The organism is Dermabacter sp. HMSC06F07, from assembly GCF_001807345.1.
GTDB classification, from domain to species: Bacteria; Actinomycetota; Actinomycetes; order Actinomycetales; family Dermabacteraceae; genus Dermabacter; species Dermabacter hominis.
On record NZ_KV788577.1, the window covers coordinates 128,738 to 146,555 of the forward strand.

The 17,818-nt window shown below is 65.5% G+C and carries 15 protein-coding genes; 5 read left to right on the plus strand and 10 right to left on the minus strand.

Features of this window, described 5'->3' with window-relative positions; genetic code table 11:
• Positions 1-17: 17 nt before the first annotated feature.
• Positions 18-1,283 carry an isochorismate synthase gene (locus HMPREF3157_RS02950; RefSeq protein ID WP_246816498.1) on the plus strand — a complete coding sequence of 422 codons (1,266 nt, stop codon included), beginning with the start codon at positions 18-20 and terminating at the stop codon, positions 1,281-1,283.
• On the opposite strand, the gene HMPREF3157_RS02955 is transcribed toward HMPREF3157_RS02950, so the two are convergent.
• The 4 genes from HMPREF3157_RS02955 to HMPREF3157_RS02970 form a co-directional block, all read right to left on the minus strand.
• On the minus strand, positions 1,264-2,388 hold the full coding sequence (locus tag HMPREF3157_RS02955) for a S1C family serine protease (RefSeq protein WP_016663984.1): 1,125 nt from the start codon (positions 2,386-2,388) through the stop codon (positions 1,264-1,266). The genes HMPREF3157_RS02950 and HMPREF3157_RS02955 overlap by 20 nt on opposite strands.
• Before the next feature lie 9 nt (positions 2,389-2,397).
• Entirely contained in the window at positions 2,398-4,062 is a 1,665-nt protein-coding gene (gene menD / locus HMPREF3157_RS02960; protein WP_016663983.1) for a 2-succinyl-5-enolpyruvyl-6-hydroxy-3-cyclohexene-1-carboxylic-acid synthase, read from the minus strand.
• A gap of 17 nt (positions 4,063-4,079) precedes the next feature.
• Positions 4,080-5,057, minus strand: coding sequence for an o-succinylbenzoate synthase (locus HMPREF3157_RS02965; protein WP_016663982.1), 978 nt, complete (start codon positions 5,055-5,057; stop codon positions 4,080-4,082).
• Between the two features lie 155 nt (positions 5,058-5,212).
• Positions 5,213-7,675: a phosphoketolase family protein gene (locus HMPREF3157_RS02970; RefSeq protein ID WP_016663981.1), complete on the minus strand. Its 2,463-nt coding sequence runs from the start codon at positions 7,673-7,675 to the stop codon at positions 5,213-5,215.
• Positions 7,676-7,854: 179 nt separating this feature from the next.
• On the opposite strand from HMPREF3157_RS02970, the gene HMPREF3157_RS02975 reads away from it, so the two are divergent.
• From HMPREF3157_RS02975 to HMPREF3157_RS02985, 3 genes are read left to right on the plus strand one after another with little or no spacing between them, the layout of a single operon-like run.
• On the plus strand, positions 7,855-8,835 hold the full coding sequence (locus HMPREF3157_RS02975; protein ID WP_070435470.1) for a 1,4-dihydroxy-2-naphthoyl-CoA synthase: 981 nt from the start codon (positions 7,855-7,857) through the stop codon (positions 8,833-8,835).
• A gap of 57 nt (positions 8,836-8,892) precedes the next feature.
• A complete protein-coding gene (locus HMPREF3157_RS02980; RefSeq protein WP_016663979.1) occupies positions 8,893-10,422 on the plus strand; it encodes an AMP-binding protein in 1,530 nt (509 codons plus the stop codon).
• Entirely contained in the window at positions 10,423-11,322 is a 900-nt protein-coding gene (locus tag HMPREF3157_RS02985; protein WP_016663978.1) for a 1,4-dihydroxy-2-naphthoate polyprenyltransferase, read from the plus strand. It begins immediately after the preceding gene.
• Between the two features lie 9 nt (positions 11,323-11,331).
• Here the strand turns inward: HMPREF3157_RS02985 and HMPREF3157_RS02990 are convergent, their stop codons facing one another.
• Positions 11,332-11,616, minus strand: coding sequence for a DUF4229 domain-containing protein (locus HMPREF3157_RS02990; protein WP_051120630.1), 285 nt, complete (start codon positions 11,614-11,616; stop codon positions 11,332-11,334).
• 37 nt (positions 11,617-11,653) lie between these two features.
• On the opposite strand from HMPREF3157_RS02990, the gene HMPREF3157_RS02995 reads away from it, so the two are divergent.
• Positions 11,654-12,184 (plus strand): PLD nuclease N-terminal domain-containing protein, encoded by a 531-nt coding sequence (locus HMPREF3157_RS02995; protein ID WP_051120629.1) that lies wholly within the window; start codon positions 11,654-11,656, stop codon positions 12,182-12,184.
• 65 nt (positions 12,185-12,249) lie between these two features.
• On the opposite strand, the gene HMPREF3157_RS03000 is transcribed toward HMPREF3157_RS02995, so the two are convergent.
• The 5 genes from HMPREF3157_RS03000 to HMPREF3157_RS03020 are packed head-to-tail and all read right to left on the minus strand — an operon-like array spanning position 12,250 to position 17,805.
• Entirely contained in the window at positions 12,250-13,479 is a 1,230-nt protein-coding gene (locus HMPREF3157_RS03000) for a GHMP family kinase ATP-binding protein (RefSeq protein WP_016663975.1), read from the minus strand.
• Positions 13,476-14,270 carry a nucleotidyltransferase family protein gene (locus HMPREF3157_RS03005; RefSeq protein WP_052126825.1) on the minus strand — a complete coding sequence of 265 codons (795 nt, stop codon included), beginning with the start codon at positions 14,268-14,270 and terminating at the stop codon, positions 13,476-13,478. The genes HMPREF3157_RS03000 and HMPREF3157_RS03005 overlap by 4 nt, the downstream gene beginning before the upstream one ends.
• A gap of 44 nt (positions 14,271-14,314) precedes the next feature.
• The gene (locus tag HMPREF3157_RS03010; protein WP_016663973.1) at positions 14,315-15,136 is read right to left on the minus strand and encodes a fructosamine kinase family protein; all 822 of its coding nucleotides are present in this window, start codon (positions 15,134-15,136) and stop codon (positions 14,315-14,317) included.
• Entirely contained in the window at positions 15,137-16,183 is a 1,047-nt protein-coding gene (gene ccsB, locus HMPREF3157_RS03015) for a c-type cytochrome biogenesis protein CcsB (RefSeq protein ID WP_016663972.1), read from the minus strand.
• Positions 16,180-17,805, minus strand: a complete 1,626-nt coding sequence (locus tag HMPREF3157_RS03020) for a cytochrome c biogenesis protein ResB (RefSeq protein WP_070435471.1) — start codon at positions 17,803-17,805, stop codon at positions 16,180-16,182. Before HMPREF3157_RS03020 ends, ccsB begins: the two co-directional genes overlap by 4 nt.
• Positions 17,806-17,818 lie beyond the last annotated feature (13 nt).

Here is a 17,818-nt window from a genome sequence, read left to right on the forward strand (position 1 = left end):
ATCCCCCACGTTTTTCTGTGCGATCGGTCCAGCTTGACAGCCCCGTCACCATCGCCGAGCGCATCCCGGAGGACCCAAGCGCGCTATGGCTCCACGGATCGGGGGGCCTCATCGGAATCGGTGAGGCTGCAAGGCTCGAGGCCACTGGTGCCGACCGTTTCGATGCACTCGCGCGTGCGTTTCGCGCCGTGAGCGACAATGCCGAGGTAGAAGACCTCGCCAATCTCCGCGGGAGCGGCCTCGTCGCCTTCGCGTCATTCTCCTACTCCCCTGGATCCTCGCGCCCCTCACGCCTCGTGATTCCACGCTACCTGCTCGGCTCCGTAGACGGCTGCGCCTTCCTCACGATCGTGAGCACCGAAAACGAAGCAGCCGTCGGAACCTCCCCCACCTCAGCCGAGCAGGTCCTCGCGCTTTTTCAGGCCGGAAAGTCCCCGACGGTTGCCCCTCGCGCAATGCGACCCGCGCATTCGGGCGAGGCCTACCGCGGGCTCGTCAAAGAAGCCGTCCAGGAGATTGACGACGGCGTGGCCGAAAAGATCGTGCTTTCGGAGCGATTCGAGATCGACCTCGGCGCACTCGAGGCGACAAGTCTCGTGCCAGCGCTCGCCTCCCAGCTCAGTCGCCGCTACCCCACCGCGTGGACATTCGCACTCGACGACATTGTGGGCGCCTCCCCCGAGATGCTCGTGCGCACAGAGGGCTCGACCGTGTTCTCGCGCGTTCTCGCGGGATCGCGGCCCGTGAGCGGGGACGAGGAACTGAGCGCCGAGGAGCGAGAAACGTTCCTCCACGACCCCAAAGAGCGCTCCGAACACGATTTCGCAGCACGCTCGGTGCGCGAACCGCTCGAAAGGCTCGGCGTGCGCCTGGCGCCGTCGGAAGGCCCCTTTGTGCTGCATGTGCCCGGAATCGAGCACCTGGCGACCGACATTCGGGGCGTCGCGCCCGAGGGCCTCGGGATTCTCGAGATCGCCGGGGCGCTGCACCCGTCCGCAGCCGTCTCGGGCACGCCACTTTCGGTCGCGAACGAGGTCATCGCGCGCCTCGAGCGCGTTGACCGCGCCGGCTACGCCTCCCCCGTTGGCTGGATCGGCGCGGACGGCGACGGCGAGCTTGCCATTGCCCTGCGCATGGCCCACGTGGGCGCCACTACGCTCACAGTGCAAGCGGGCGGCGGGCTCGTGAGCGATTCCGATCCGCTCACGGAGCACGCAGAAGCGCTCGCCAAAACCCGCCCGATCGTGCGCGCCCTCGAGGCGCTTAGCTCCCCTGAAGCGTGATATCGACGGTCCGCTCTTTCCCATCGCGCAGCACGGTAAACGTGTGGGTGCTGCCCACCTCGAGACTGCGAACATACGCGGTCAGCGCTGACGAGGAGCCGATCTGAACGTCGTCGACCTTCGTCACGAGATCCGCATTGGCGATTCCTGCCTTGGCCGCGGCGCTATCCGCAGTCACATCGACGACGTGGGCGCCCTGAACCACGGCCGACCCCGTGTTGGCCTCGCCGTCCTTGATACGCACGCCGAGGAACGCGTGCTTGGCCTTGCCGTTTTTCGCAAGCTGCTCCGCGATGAGCTTCACGGTGTTTGAGGGGATCGCGAACCCGAGGCCAATGCTCCCCGCTCCCTCGCTCTTCGACGCGTTCGACGCGATCGAAGAGTTAATGCCGATCACCTCGCCGGCGCGGTTGACGAGCGGGCCGCCCGAGTTACCGGGGTTCACCGAGGCATCGGTCTGGATCGCTGACGTGTACGACGCGGTCGAGGGGTCTTGGTTTTCGCTGCGCTCCGGGCGCGTAACAACGGGACGGTTGAGCGCCGAAACGATGCCGGTCGTCGCCGTGTTCGCGAGACCGAGAGGCGTGCCCATCGCCATGACATCCTGCCCCACCGTAAGGGCGGAGGAATCCGCGAACGTCGCCGGGGTGAGATCCTTCGGCGGGTTCGAGAGGCGAACGAGTGCGATGTCGGTGCTTTCATCCGAACCGATGAGGGTCGCATCGAACGTCCGCCCATCGGAGGTTGTCACGTTAATGAGGACCGCGCCCGCGACTACGTGCGCGTTCGTCACGATCGTGCCCTTGCCGTCGTACACGATGCCCGTGCCTTCTGAACCGCCGTTGCCGGTATCAACGCGAATCGAAACCGTGCTCGGCGAGATGACGCGGGCGGTATCGACCCACGAGTCCTCGACAACGTCACCACCGTGGCCGACCCTTTCAGCCGGGGTCCCCGACTGCGCCTTGCTGCGCGAGGCCTCACCGGGCGCTCCCCAGAACATAAGACCGAGGCCGGTTGCCGCGCCGATCGTGAAGATCGACGAGAGGAGCATGCCAACGATGACGAGGGTGGCGGTCGCAAGCCACGACGGTGATTTCTTCATAGGCGTGATCTAAACCCCGTTTCCTGAACGTTCGCTTCCGATATCCACAAAAAACACCCGGCGGCGAGCGTTGTGTGAGGCGGTCGACAGGCGCCCTGAGAGTTCACCGGGAGCACACCGCTCAACCTGAACGCCGAGCCCCTCGATCGCCGAAGCCAAATCAATCCCATGAGGCGTCGTGAAAAACCGTTCGAGAACCGAGCTCGGCGCCCCCTGGTGCTCAAGGCCCGAGAAGATGCGCCCGCCGTTGTCGTCCACGATCACAATGTCGAGTTCGGGCTCGCGCTCGGTGGGGCCGATGACAAAACCCGTGAGATCGTGAATCGCGCTCACATCGCCGAGGAGGACGCGCGTGCGATTCCGTTCGGCGAGGGCAATGCCGCTCGCCATCGACACTGTGCCGTCGATTCCCGCGAGGCCGCGATTGGCGTACACGCGCGCGCTATTCGATCCCGCGTGCTGTTCGAGGTCGCGGATGAGGGAACTCGCGCCGAGTACGAGTGGGGCGCGGTCCTGCGCGCATGCCTCCCATACCGCGAGCGCGGCCACGGCTTGCGGCGCGAGACGCTCACGGCCCCGCGCGTCGAGTTCCCTGCCGAGGTCCTTCCACGCGTCGAGGTAACTCGGCTGTTCCTCGGCGAGGCTCGAGGTTTCGACGTCGATCAAGGGAATGATGTGCGAGGCGTTGCGAGGCGCATCGGGCCATTCAAGGCGGCTGCTTTCGAGGATGACCTCGATGTCGCTCGCGCCGAGAAGTTGCCGCATCACGGGCCGAGAAAGCGTGGGGTGGCCCACGACGATGACAGTTCGCGGTCGAAGCTCGTGGGCTTCCGCGCCCATGACGTGCGCGATCGCCTCCGGATACATGGGCACGAGGACGTCTGCGCACGCGCGTGCATAGCTGCTCGGCTCGGCGAAAAGCGGCAGGCCCAAGCGTGTGGCGAGCGCGCTGGCTCGGCGCCCGGAGTCATACCCGTCGCCGGCGACGACCACGGTGCGGGCGGGCAGGTCGCGAAGAGGAACACCGGCGCGGTCCGCCGAAGCGGTGTGCTCGGGAATGCGGAGCACTTCCTCGACACGCTCGACTGTCGCCCACGTCGCCGCGAGCGGATCGCGAAAACCGAGGTTGAGGTGCACGGGCCCTGGAGATTCGAGGGTGGCGTGGGCCGCGCGCGCAGCCGTGTCGACCGCGAGCCGAACATCGGTGTGGCTCGCCTCGTGAGCACCGGGCGCGGGAAGGTCGACGTTGAGCACGGTGAACGGCGAAAAGAGCCCCGCCTGGCACGTCGTTTGGTTCGCACCGGTCCCGCGTAGCTCGGCCGGTCGGTCGGCCGTGAGCAGCACGAGGGGTATACCGCTATGGTGGGCTTCCATGGCGGCGGCAAGCAAGTGCGCGGTCGCGGTTCCGCTCGTCGTTCCGACGGCGGCCAGCTCCCCAGCTCGACTAAGTCCGAGGGCCGTAAACGCCGCGGATCGCTCATCGTGGCGCACGTGCACCTCGAATGCCGTGCTTGTGCGCTCGGCGAGGGCACTGGCTGCATAGGCGAGCGGAGCCGAGCGCGATCCGGGGGCAAGCACGAGGTGGCGAAGCCCGCACGCGATGAGGGAGGAAAGAAGGGCGTGTGCGGCCTCAAGCGCGCCCGAACCGGCACGAGGCGGGGCAGAAATATGCATGTCCCCAGCTTACCGGGCTACCGCGTGCGCGCCTCGAGCACCTCGGCTGCCTGGGAAATGCGCGCATGCCATTCGCGCGCGCGACTCTCACTCGCGCGGTACTTCTCAATGAACTCCTCGCTCACGTCGATGCGCCCCGCGGGAAGCGTGCCGTCGTCACTCACGAGCGGACGCTCGCACACGTCCCCTTCGAGGAGTCTCGCCGTGCCGAGCCCGCACGCATGCTCGAGCTCAGGAAGGGCCGCCGCGAACGCGAGACCAGCGCTGAGGCCGACCGACGTTTCGAGCGCGCTCGACACCACAACCGGAAGCCCCGTTTGCTCCGCGAGCGCAAGGGCTCGCCGCACTCCACCGAGCGGCTGTGCCTTCATGACGAGGATGTCGGCGGCTTTCGCTCGCGCCACGGCGAGGGGATCGTCGGCTTTGCGCACCGATTCGTCCGCGGCGATCTTCACGTGGACGCCGCGCCTCACCTCGGCAAGCTCGCGGACGCTCGCGCACGGTTGCTCGACGTATTCGAGACCGCCAGCCGCGCGATCGAGTTCGCGAATCTTCTCGATCGCCTCGTTCACCTCCCACGAGGCGTTCGCATCCACCCGAATTCTGGCCTCATCACCCAGGGCCTCCCGCACGGCCGCGACTCGCGCCACATCATCGCTGTGGGCGCAGCTAGCGTCGGACACCTTCACCTTCGCGGTGGCGGCGCCGAACGACCGGGCAAGCGCGTACGCGCGCTCCGGACTCACGACGGGGATCGTCGCATTGATGGGGATGCGGGGGCGCAGGGGCTCCGGGAAGGGAAGGGTGGCCTGCTCGAGAGCGGCGGCGAGCCAGGCCGAGGCCTCCTCTGGGCCGTATTCGAGAAACGGCGAGAACTCGCCCCAGCCTTCGGGGCCGAGCAGGAGGGCCGCCTCCCGCACGTCGATGCCGCGAAAGCGCGTGCGCATGGGGATGCGCACGATCTCGATGCGCTCGATCTGTCCTTCGAATTGCATAGGAGTTTTGGGGGTAATGGTGGTTCCGTTCGCGCGACTAGGCGGACAAGGGCCACCCGGATTGCATAAGGGTTGTGGGGGTTATCCGCGAGGTCTCGCCCCTCGCAAACCCCCACGACCTCTATGCAATTCAGGAAAGGGGAGGTGGCGGGGAGCTACTCGTTGTCGCCGCCCGTCACGTTCACGGCCTCGCTCGCGATAACCGCATCGTGCTGCTCATCGTCCCACACCCAGTTCGCGACCTCGGGAATGTCGGCGCCGTGCGTGAACGCGTACTGCCGGGCGCGAATACGCTCGTCAGACATGCGCTGGCGCAGTCCCGCGTACCGCGTACCGAGCGAATCGACGTGGTCGATCACATCCATGACGAGGTGGAAACGATCGATGTCGTTGCGCATGAGCATGTCGAACGGCGTCGTCGTCGTGCCCTCTTCCTTGTACCCGCGCACGTGGATGCGCGCGTTCGGGTCGTGGCGGTAGGCAAGGCGGTGAATGAGCCAGGGGTAACCGTGGTAGGCAAACACGACCGGGATGTCCTTGCCGAAGAGGCCGTCGAAGTCCTTCTCGGAAAGACCGTGCGGGTGCTCACGCTCATGCTGGAGACGCATGAGGTCAACGACGTTCACAACGCGCACGCGCAGCTCGGGGATCTCCTCGCGGAGGATTTTCGCGGCCGCGAGAGTCTCGATCGTCGGGATATCGCCCGCGCAGCCGAGGACGACGTCCACGCCCTCACCGTTCACCTCGGTGCCTGCCCACTCCCAAATGCCGATGCCGCGCGTGCAGTGCACGATCGCCTCGTCCATCGTGAGCCAGTTCGGGTTCGGCTGCTTGCCGGCGACGACCACGTTGATGTACTGGCGCGAACGCAAGCAGTGATCGTACGTCGACAACAGCGTGTTGGCGTCCGGCGGAAGGTACACGCGCACAACTTCGCTCTTCTTGTTCACCACGTGATCGATGAAGCCCGGATCCTGGTGGCTAAAGCCGTTGTGGTCCTGGCGCCACACGTGCGAGCTCAGGAGGTAGTTGAGCGAGGCGATGGGGCGCCGCCACTCGATCTCATTTGTAACCTTGAGCCACTTGGCGTGCTGGTTCACCATCGAATCGACGATGTGAATAAATGCCTCGTAGCTCGAGAAAAGGCCGTGGCGGCCAGTCAGCAGGTAGCCTTCGAGCCAGCCCTGCATCTGGTGCTCGGAGAGCATCTCCATGACGCGGCCCTCTTGCGCGAGATTCTCGGAGGCGTCATGGTCCTCGAACTCGCCATTCCACTGCTTTCCCGAGACTTCATAGATCGCCTGGAGACGGTTCGAGGCAGTTTCATCAGGGCCGAACACGCGGAAGTTATGCATGTTGTTCTTGACGACGTCGCGCAGCCACGTGCCAAGAACGCGAGTGGCCTCGGAATTCGTTCCACCGTGATGAGGCACGTCAACGCCGTACTCGCGAAAATCGGGGAGCACGAGGTCGTGGAGGACCTCGCCGCCGTTCGTGATCGGGTTGGCGCTCATGCGCTTGAGCCCCTCCGGCGCAGCATCGACGACCTCGTCGATGAACGCGCCGTCCTCGTCGACGAGCTCCTCGATCTTGTAGGACTCGAGCCATTCGCGCAGGTCGTTCAGGTGCTGATCGGTGTCGCGTGCGCTCGCGAGCGGCACCTGGTGGCTGCGCCACGAGCCCTCGGTTTTCTTCCCGTCGATCTCCTTCGGGCCAGTCCAGCCCTTCGGCGTGCGGAACACGATCATCGGCCACATCGGGCGCTCGATGTCGCCTTCGGCGGCGCGCTTTTTAATGTCGGCGATCATGTCGAGCGCCTCGTCGAGCACCGCAGCGAAACGCTTGTGCGTCTCTTCGATCGGTTCGTCGTCGAAGCCACCTTCGAAGAACAGAGGGGTGTGACCGTAGCCCACCATGAGCGAGCGAAGCTCATCCTCGCTGATGCGCGCAAGAACGGTGGGATTCGCGATCTTGTACCCATTGAGGTGGAGAATCGGCAGCACAACGCCATCGTTCTTCGGGTTGAGGAACTTGTTCGAGTGCCAGCTCGTCGCGAGCGGGCCCGTCTCGGCTTCGCCGTCGCCCACGATCGTGAAGGCGATCTGGTCGGGATTGTCGAGCACCGCACCGTACGCGTGCGAGAGCGCGTAGCCGAGCTCACCGCCCTCGTGGATGGAGCCCGGAGTTTCGGGGGCGACGTGCGAGGGGATACCGCCGGGGAACGAGAACTGCGTGAAGAGCTTCTTGAGGCCGCGCTCATCCTTCGTGATGGCCGGGTAGGTCTCGGTGTAGGTGCCTTCGAGGTAGCTCGCGGCAACGAGGCCCGGGCCGCCGTGGCCTGGGCCCGTCACGTAAAACGCGTTGAGGCCGCGCTGTTTGATCGCGCGGTTTGCGTGCGCGTACAGGAACGTGAGCCCGGGGGTAGTGCCCCAGTGACCGAGAAGGCGCGGCTTCACGTCATCGCGCGAAAGAGGTTCGCGCAGGAGCGGGTTGTTCATGAGGTAGATCTGGCCCACCGAAAGATAGTTCGCGGCGCGCCACCACGAATTGAGCTGATGGGCTTCTTCGGCGGTAAGTGGATGGGATGGCTCGTTCGGCCATTCGCGTGCGGAGCTCATGTCTCTCCCTGCCCATGACTGGGACTTGCACTAGTGGGGCGACACGGCGCAGGGCGGCAGGCCGCTCATGCGCCAATGCCGATTGCTTAATGTAGTCTACGCCTCATTTTTCACGAGCGCTTGGGTGGTTTCAGGCCTGCGACGGCGCGCTTTTCACACGAAGCTTTAAACTTGACATCATGACTGCAGCGCCACTTCCCGCCCCCGTATCAGCGACGTTCGACCCCGATCGTTGGCGTGACATCGACGCGGCCGAACTTGGCTCCGCACCGTTCACGGACATCACCTACCATCGCGCTGTCGAGCGCACGCGCGATGAGCACGGCGAGGAACAGTGCCGGGATCTCAACGCCGTACGCATCGCGTTTGACCGGCCCGAGGTGCGCAATGCCTTTCGCCCGCACACGGTCGACGAGCTGTACCGCGCGTTCGATCACGCACGCCTCGACCCGAGCGTGGGCGTCATCATTCTTACGGGCAACGGTCCCGCCCCCAAGGACGGCGTGTGGGCGTTCTGCTCGGGCGGGGACCAGCGGATCCGCTCGCGCAGCGGGTATCGGTATGCCGACGGTGACACGGCCGAATCGATCCGCCCGGAAAGCGCAGGCCGCCTCCACATCCTCGAAGTTCAGCGTCTCATCCGCACGATGGGCAAGGTCGTGATCGCTGCGGTCAACGGCTGGGCTGCCGGCGGTGGCCACTCACTGCACGTCGTCGCCGACCTCTCGATCGCGAGTAGGGAACACGCGCGCTTCAAGCAGACCGACGCGAATGTGGGCAGCTTCGACGGCGGCTACGGGAGTGCGTACCTCGCGAAGCAGGTCGGGCAGAAGCGCGCGCGCGAAATCTTCTTCCTCGCCGAGGAGTACTCGGCGGAGGATGCCTACAACTGGGGGGCCGTCAACCGCGTCGTGCCTCACGAGGAGCTCGAAAACGAGGCCCTGCGCATGGCCCGCGTGATCGGCACGAAATCCCCGCAGGCAATTCGCATGCTCAAGTTCGCCTTTAATCTCGCTGACGATGGCCTCATGGGCCAGCAGGTTTTCGCGGGTGAGGCCACACGCCTCGCCTACATGACCGACGAAGCGGTCGAAGGGCGCGACGCGTTCCTCGAAAAGCGCGAGCCGGATTGGTCGGCCTTCCCCCACCCGCAAGGCTAGGGTTCCGACGGTTGCCGGCAAGCGTCGGATCGACATTCTTCACCGAAAGGAGCACGCGTGAGCACCTCACATACCCCCGACCGCGAGTCGCTTCCGTGGCTAACGCCCGGCCCGTTCGATGGGACCGTGTGCTCGCAAGCTCAGTACGCGCGCGGCATCGGCGAGGCCCTCGCTGGTACCGCTCGCCTCTGGCTCGGCGCCCATGAGCGACCTGAGCTGATCGGCCCGCTCGAATGCGCGAAACCGCGCGAAAACGCGTGCGCGGGCTGTACGTGTGCGCGTTCTAACGCGGGGGTACGTGAGCCCGATCCGCGCGAGATCGCCCTCGTGGTGCCGACCTCCGGTTCCACCGGGACGCCGAAGTCTGTCGCGCACTCGATCCAGAGCCTCAAGGCCTCGATTCACGCGACGGCCTATGAGTTCGGTTCGCACGGTGCCTGGATGCTGTTTCTTCCCCCCACGCACATCGCGGGCGTGCAGGTCATCGCTCGGGCGAGCGTGGCAAGCACACTTCTGGGACTCGACGATCACGACGGGCTTCCTGGCGCACTCGCGCCGCTCGTGGATCTTTCGGGTCATTTCGATGCGGCGGTGCTGACGGGTGCAATGGAGCGCTGGAACGCACGTGTCCGCAGCGATCAGGCCCTTGCTGACCTGCCGCTTTACACGTCCTTCGTTCCCACGCAGCTCGAACGAATCGTGAGCGCGGCCGAAGCAGGTGATGCTGCTGTATCGCGCGCCCTCTCCCGTTTCGAGGCGGTCCTCGTGGGCGGCGCCGCGACTGCCCCTGAGCTCCTCGATCGCGCGCGAAAGCTCGGCGCACGGATCGTCACGACCTACGGCTCGAGTGAGACCGCCGGTGGCTGCGTCTACAACGGTCTCCCCCTCCAGGGGGTCGAACTCAAGGTCAACGATGAGGATCAGCTCATGATTACGGGGCCGTCGATCGCGCTCGGATATATCTACGAGACGGGCGCGTTCACGAATGTCGACGGCAACGATGCCGATACGCGCCGCCGCTTCTTTTCGACACCCGAGCTCGCCGCAACGCGCCTCTTGCGCACGCGTGACCTCGCACGCCTCACTCGCGACAAGGCCACTGGTCTCACGCGCCTCACCATCCTGGGGCGTGCGGATGACGTCATCATTTCGGGCGGGCGCAAAATCGTTCCGCAGGCACTTGAGCGCGTACTCGAGGGCACGGGCGAGTTTCGCGAAGTTCTCGTCGTTCCCGTCGAGTCGAAGGAGTGGGGCCAGATGGCTGTGGCCCTCACCGTCCCAAAGGTTGAGGGGGCGATGCCCACCCAAACCTGGACGGCGGATCTCCAGGCGCAGCTGACGGTCGCGACCGCCCTTACCGATGCCGGTTTCGCGCGGCACGAAATTCCCCGCAGCGTCCTGACGACGGGCTCCCTCCCCCGCCTCGACAGCGGAAAGGTGGACCGCAAAGCCGCCGCTGAGCTAGCGCACGAGGCGCTGCTCAATATCGAGGCTTTCGAGTACGCGAAGAGCCTCGGCACACGTTTCAGCGCCGACGGGCACCACGAGCTCGAATTCGGCGGGCCCGACGAAGAGGACAACGAGTAAATGGCGAGTGCAGCACAATGGATCGAGGGGGCCCGGCCCCGCACGCTTCCCGCGGCCATCGCCCCGGTCGCGGCAGGCACGGGCCTCGCCCTCATGCACGGGGGTTACCAGGGCAGCGTCACCGTCGGGCGGGCCCTGCTCGCGCTCGTGCTCGCTCTCGCCCTGCAGGTGGGCGTCAATTACGCGAATGATTATTCCGACGGTGTCCGCGGCACCGACGATGACCGCGTCGGCCCGTTCCGGCTGACCGGTTCGGGGGCGGCGCGGCCCATGGCCGTGAAGCGCGCGGCTTTCGCGTCATTTGGGGTGGGGGCCCTCGCGGGCCTCACGCTCGTGATCCTCGCGGGCGCGTGGTGGATGATTCTGGTCGGGATCGTGTGCATTCTCGCGGCGTGGTACTACACGGGCGGCAAGCACCCTTACGGCTACATGGGCCTCGGCGAGGTCATGGTGTTCGTGTTCTTCGGGCTCGTTGCGGTCATGGGAACGAGCTATCTCCTATCTGGGCGCACTGGGCTCGACGACCTGCTCGTTGCGAGCGGCGTTGGCCTGTGGGCCTGCGCGGTCATGCTCACGAACAACCTGCGCGATATCCCCTCCGACCGCGTCTCCGGCAAGCGCACACTTGCTGTCCGGCTCGGCGACGGTGCCACGCGCCTGCTGTATGCGGCGATGATCCTCGTGCCGTTCCTTTTGCTGATTCCCGTGGTTCCGCACGCTCCACTCGTGGCGCTCACGTTCCTCGCACTGCCCCTTGCGATGGCGCCCATCCGGCGCGTGATTGAGCAGCGCGCTTCGGGCCGAGAGTTAATTCCCGTGCTCGCGGCGACGGGCAAACTTGAACTCGTGGCCTCGCTCCTCATGCTCGCGGGGTTCGCCCTGAGTTCGGCGCTCCTCTAAAAGCAGGGGCTACTCACCGCGGTCGATGAGGCTGTCCTCTTCCTCCGCATCGAGCTCGGCGTCAGATTTGTGACCCCGCTTTTTCTCTCGTCGCTCTTCGACGGAGTGCTCAAGGTTCGAGGCAACCCCCTGGCGTAGTTTTCCGAGCGCAAGGATCGAGATCAGCATCGCGATGACCGCGGCGAGCGTTCCTGTGAAGAGCCAATGCACGCCGGGCATGAAGAAGTACAAGAGTGCCCACACCCCGGCAAAGAGGGCGAGGCGGATGACCGAGTAGAGAACATAATTTCGCATTACCTCCATTATCCCTCGTCGTGAAAGAATGGCGAGCATGCCTCGCTTGATCCTGGTTCTCGCCTACGTTGCCCTCACGGTATATGCCCTCGCGGATGTCGCGAACACTCCCGAGTCGCGCTCTAAGGGGCTGCCGAAGCTCGGGTGGCTCCTCGTGATCGTGTTCGTCCCTTTCCTCGGGGCGTTCCTGTGGCTTCTCGCAGGAAAAGACCGAGGTTCACAGTCGAATGCTGCTCGCGCGCCCCGCTCGCGTGCACCTCAGCGCCCGCTGGCCCCGGATGACGACCCGGCTTTCCTCGCGAAGCTCGACCAGGAAAACCGCGCGCGCCGCCGCGAGCACATTCAGGAGGAGATGCGCCGCAAGAAACGCGAAGAGGGCGCCTTAGGTAGTTCCGCAGCGTCGAACAAGCCGCGCCCGGCGCCTGGGCGCACACCCGCGCCAAAAGACGATTCGAGAATCACCCCTGCCAAGGGACCGCGTGATTACACTGTGCGCGACTACGAGCGCCCCGAAGACAAGCCAACGGGCGACCTTGAGGGCCCCGACGACGATGGCGCCCGCCGCTAAGGTCACTTCCCGTCGCTGACGCTAGGTGCCCTGCCCGCGCACGGCGCCGATATCGCCCGCCTGAGCTAGAGGCGGTTTGCCGGCGCTCCGGGCTCGGACATGAGGGTTGTAGCAGAGTGCTGCGGGTATGTTGCCTCGTATTCGCGCTTCCACTGGCGCGCAAACGCCGCGGCATCCGCGCGAGAAACGAGCGCCCACACGCTCCCGCCGAACCCTGCACCGAACGCGGAGGCGGCACGAGCCCCGAGCGCGCGTGCCGAGCGAACAAGCTCGATGGTTTCCGGAATCTGGTTGCCGAGCTTTCGTTCCGCAAGGTCCTGCGAGCGCAACACGATCGCCGAAAACGCGTCGATATCCCCTCGATTGAGGGCTGCGGCAGCCTCGGGCACGAGCACCTCGGACTCCTCGATGAACTGCTCGAGCCTCTGACTCGCATACCCCTCGGGAGCGACGCGCCTGAGCGGATCGAGCTCGCGCGAGGAGCGATCCACGGGCAATGAGGGATCACTGCTCCCGGTCAGCTCTCGCAAGACGCGGTGAAGCGATGAATCATCGCGTCCCTGCTGCTCGTTCCACGCTTCGAGCACCGCCCCGAGCGCAGCAGGCCCACGGTTGTACGCCTCGCGCGCCGCACCCGTCTTTTCGGCGAGGACCCCGCTCACGGCGATGACGAACACCAGATCTTCAGGAAGCGACGAGGTGCCGAGAACCGTCGGCGGATCAAACACCACGTGGCTGAGCGCGCCCGGCTGCGTCGCGAGCATCCCGGTGTGATCGAGCGACCCGCCCGACGTGCCCACGCCCGTGAGACCCGCGAGGTCTTTGAACCGCTTCCCGTTTTCGATCGAGGCGGCGTACCCCGCGAGATCCACGCGATTGTCGATGTTTCGCGTCCACTCTTCACGCGCGGGAAGGTCGTTGAGGTCCGCGAGAGTGAGTGCCACCGCCGTGAGGACCGCGGACGAACTGCTCATCCCCGAGGCGGGTGGCAGATCCGAGTCAATGGTGAGTTCAGCCGGAGCAAGCGGACCGAAGTTCGCCGTGAGGCGGTTGAGCGCCGTTTGCACGTAGTGGGCCCAGTGGCCGTTTGGCAGTTTCGGGTCGCGCAGCGGGGTGAGTTCGGCCGGCTCGCTACTGAGCGACGTGCGGATGGTGAATGTCGAGGAAGCGTCGGGCTTGTTCCGCCCGCGCACCGTCACGGCCCGGCTCACCGCCGATACGAGCACCTGGCCGCCCCCGTAGTCAGTGTGTTTTCCGAGGACTTCGATGCGGCCCGGAACCCGCCACCCGGTCACAGGCGCACGTCCACGTGGGAGAGGCGCGCCTGAACATCGGCGATATCATCGCGGCGCGAGAGGTCGAGCACACCGCCCGACACCGGCACGACCTGCACGCTTTCGAGCGCCATGACGGCATCGACGATCTCGTACTCGCCGCGGGCCGACGGCGCGATGCTTCGGCATGCCTCAAAGATGGACGGCTCGAACGCGAAAAGGTTCATCGATACCGGTGCGCTCTCGCCAAACTCGGCACGCTCGGACTGGGACGGTTTCTCGATCATGCCGGTCAGGCGGTTGCCCTCGTGCCTGATGAGCGCGAACGAGGCGATTCTCTCGGCGGGAATGTTGCTGTTTTCGATGAGCGACGCCCGGTCAAAGCCCGCGATTGCGCTCCCCGACACCTTCGCCATGGCCTCGAGGGCTTCGCGCGGGTAGAGGTTATCGCCGTTGACCATGAGCATCGACTCCTCCCCCACGACGCTCGCAGCGCTCGCGAGGGCGTTCGCCGTGCCGAGAGGCTCATCCTGGACCGCAAAGTCAATGCGCAGGCGGCTCGGCGCGAGCTCGCGGACGTGCGCGCTGAACGCCTCGTGTTCGGGCGCGACAACGACGACGGCCCGCGTGATGCCCGCATCCGCAAGCGCACTGAGCGAATAGTCGATGAGGCGATGCGCGCCGATCGGCATGAGCGCCTTGTAGCCGAGGCTTGCGGCGGCAGCCTGCTCGGCACTCAAGCTCGTGCTTTCGCCCTCAGCGCGCATGCGCGTGCCAAGGCCGCGGGCGAGAATTACAGCGGTGGTGATCACGGGGTTCCTCCGAACCAAGGGTTGTTCCCTGACGGGTATTAATCCTAGGCGTAGCGCCGCGCGATCGTGAGCGCCTCGCCGGCGTACCCGCCGCCAAAAAGTGCGGCGTGCAGGAGCACAAGATGCAGCGAATGGAGAGCGAGAACGTCTCGCCACTCATGCGCGAGTGGATGCGCTGCTTCGTAGCCTTCGACCACGTGGGCGAGATGCGGCGCTCCGAACAAGTGAAGGGCCGCGAGGTCATCCAGACGGTGGCCGGAATACGCCGCGGGATCAATCAACACTGCCCCCTCGGAATCAAAAAGCACGTTGCCCGCCCACAGATCACCGTGGACACGTGCGGGAGGCTCGTCGTCATCAAAATCACCGGCGCACAGCCTCGACATGAGACGCCTGAAAACTTTGCGCTGCTCCGCGTCGAACAGATCCCCCGACGCGCGCACGAGCGGGTCGACCCGCGCATTCGCGAACATCGCGCCCCACGAAAGGTACTCGCCTTCCTGCGCGAGGGGAAGCGCAAGCTGCTCGCCCGCGGGCCCCTGGAGACCGTCTCCCCGCCACGCGCGGCCTTCGGCATCGACCGGCCCGAGCCCGAAACTCCGCTCGCCACTCTCACTCGCGCGGCCGCAACCAGCGCCATGCGTCACGGCGAGTGCCGCGCCAAAGTCGCGCGCCGCACGCGCGCTAGGCGCCACGTGCGAAATGCGTTCGAGGCACAGCTGGGAGGCGTCGGACCCCACGATCCCGACCACCCGAGCACCACCGCTCGTCGCGGCCTCCTCAAGCCACTCGAGACCCGCGCGTTCCCACTGGATCGCGCGCGCGGTCCCAGGTTTGCGGAAGACGTCGCACTCACGCACCGACATTTACAGGCCCGAGTACGAATGCAAGCCGTTGATGACCGTGTTGACGATCGTGTAATTGAAGATCACGCACACGAAACCGGCGATGCAGAAGTACGCGGCGGTCTTTCCTCGGAAACCCACCGTCGCGCGCGCGTGGAGGTACACCGCGTACACGATCCAAATGACGAACGTCCACGTTTCCTTCGGATCCCAGTTCCAGTAGCGCCCCCACGCATAGTTCGCCCAAATAGCACCAAAGATCAGCGTGAACGTCCACAGCACAAAGCCCACGGCCGTCGTTTGAAATGCAACCTGCTCGAGGCGCTTGGCGTTGGGAACCCGCTCGAGCACCCGCTCGAGAAGCGACGAGCCCGCCTCATTCCCCGCCTCGAGGCGACTCTCACGCGAATGCTGGAGCAGCTGCAGCAGCGCGACAACGGCGGACAGGGAGAACAGGGCCATCGAGAGGATCGCCACGATCACGTGAATCACGAGCCACGGCGAATTCTGGAGGCTCGGCGTGAGGTGCGCGGCCGGCAAATACCACGACGTGTACGCGATGACCATAATGAAAAGGACGGGCGTAAGCACGAAGAGTCCAAGCCTACGCATGTCCCGCACTCGGTGCGCGAGCAGCAGAAATATTGCCATGATGACGGCCGCCCCGGTCATCGAGAACTCGTACATGTTGCCCCACGGCACACGCTGAGTCGCGATACCGCGCGCAATGACGCCGAGGAGCTGGAAGGCGGTCGCGATCGTCGCAGCCCCCAGGGCGAAGCTCAGCGGACTCATTCCACGTGCAGGCGTGAGTTCGGCCTCGGCATCGTCGGCGCCGTCAGAAAGGTCGAGATCCGCGGCAGGGGCAGAGCCGGCGAAATTGGAGCTCGCAGGCGCGCCGACGGTGGCGAGCTCACGCTCGCGCGCTTTCTTCGCGAGGCGCACATCCGAGCGCACCCGAACCGCTTTCGCGAGATCGATGGCAAAGGCGACGAACGCCATCATGTACACGACCATCGCGAGCAGGATGAAGAAATCCGATGCCGCGGCGAGCTGCTGAAAATTCACTGACGGGGTCCTTTTCCTCGAGGAACGGCGGAGGGGGAGGCAGGCGCGAGGTGGTCGGCGAGGCGGGCCACGTCGTTCGCGAGGGCGAAGTCTTCGCTACGCGCAAGACCAGCAACCTCGATCTCTACGCCTTCGCCCGCGGGGATCGCGCGCACCCACAGGCGGCGGCGCGGGATGAAGAGCGAAAGCATGAGGCCAGCGGCCGCGGTGAGCGCCATCGCAAGCGTGAAACCCTGCCAGGGGTCATGCTTCACGTCGAAAGCAGCATAGCGCTTGACGCCGCGAAACTCGATGCTCGAGCCATCGGGAAGATCGAAGCTCTCCCCGGGCGAAAGGCTCATGAGCAGAGGTTTCCCATCGGCTTGGGTCACTTGGTCAAGCGTGGAGACGTCGATCTGATAGGCGTTGGTGGGCACGCCGGCATCGAGGCCCAGGTCACCGGTGTGCGCCGTGAGGAAGAGCTTCGGTTCCACGAGGCCCGCGTATGTCGAGTGGGGGCCGCGCTCATCGACGACGGCCGTCGGCGCGAAGATCCCCACGAGAGCCATTTGCTTCGGGGACGCATCGGGTATCTTCAACACGATCTGGCCGGTGTAGTTTTTGTCGTTCGAGACGGCACGAACGGGCCCGTCCGCGACGACGTTCCCCTCGGGGTCACGCACGGTGAGGATGGGGGCGTAGCCGTTGCCGAGAAGAAACGCGCTCGCGCCATCGACCTCGAGGGGCTCGTTCACGCGCACGCGCTTGCGGAATGTTTCGCGGCTCGGTGCCTCAACGGTAAGGTCCGCCTCGAACTTCGTGGGCAGCCCGAAGGCCTTCGGATTCGAGGTATCGGTCGAGAACTCCGCGCGAAACTCGTCGAGCGTGAAGCGGAACGGCGGGAGATCGTCGGGATTGAACCACGCGCCCGACTCAAACGTGTCGTAGCCGGTCAGAGAGTTCGCAAACCCCTCCCCCTCGACGACGGTGATTTGCCCGCGATATGACGTGAGATAGCCGAGCCCCACGCCGATGAGGACGCCGAGGAGCGCGATGTGAAACACGAGATTGCCGGCTTCGCGCAAATACCCGCGCTCGGCGCTCACGCTCAGCGCACCCGTTTCCTCCTCGAGGTGCCGCACGCGATAGCCGGTCCGCTTGAGGCGCTTTCCGGCGCGATCCTGGATATCCTTCGCCGTGGCTGCCTCGACAGGACGTCTCGTGTAGCCAGTGAAGCGCGTAAGCCGGCGCGGCGTGCGGGGCGGCTGCGCGACAACCTGACGCGCGTATGTCACGCAGCGCGGAAGCACACAGCCCACGAGGGAAATGAACAGCAGAAGGTAAATCGCGCTAAACCACGGCGAGGTAAAAACCTCGAAGAATCCTGCCCAGTCAAGAAGCTCGCCCCACCAGCCGTTCTCGGCCAAGAACTGATCCGTTTGCGCGGGATTCACGGAGCGTTGCGGCAAAAGCGACCCGGGCACAGCCGCGACCGCGAGCAGAAGAAGCAGCACGAGCGCCGTGTTCATGCTCGTGAGCTGGCGCCAGATGAAGCGCAAGCTTCCGCGCAGGCCGAGACGCGGCAGGGTGGGTTCTGGCGCGGGTGTGGGGTCAGGGGTGTCCGACGCCTGCTGTGTTTCCACCGCGGCTTCTCCT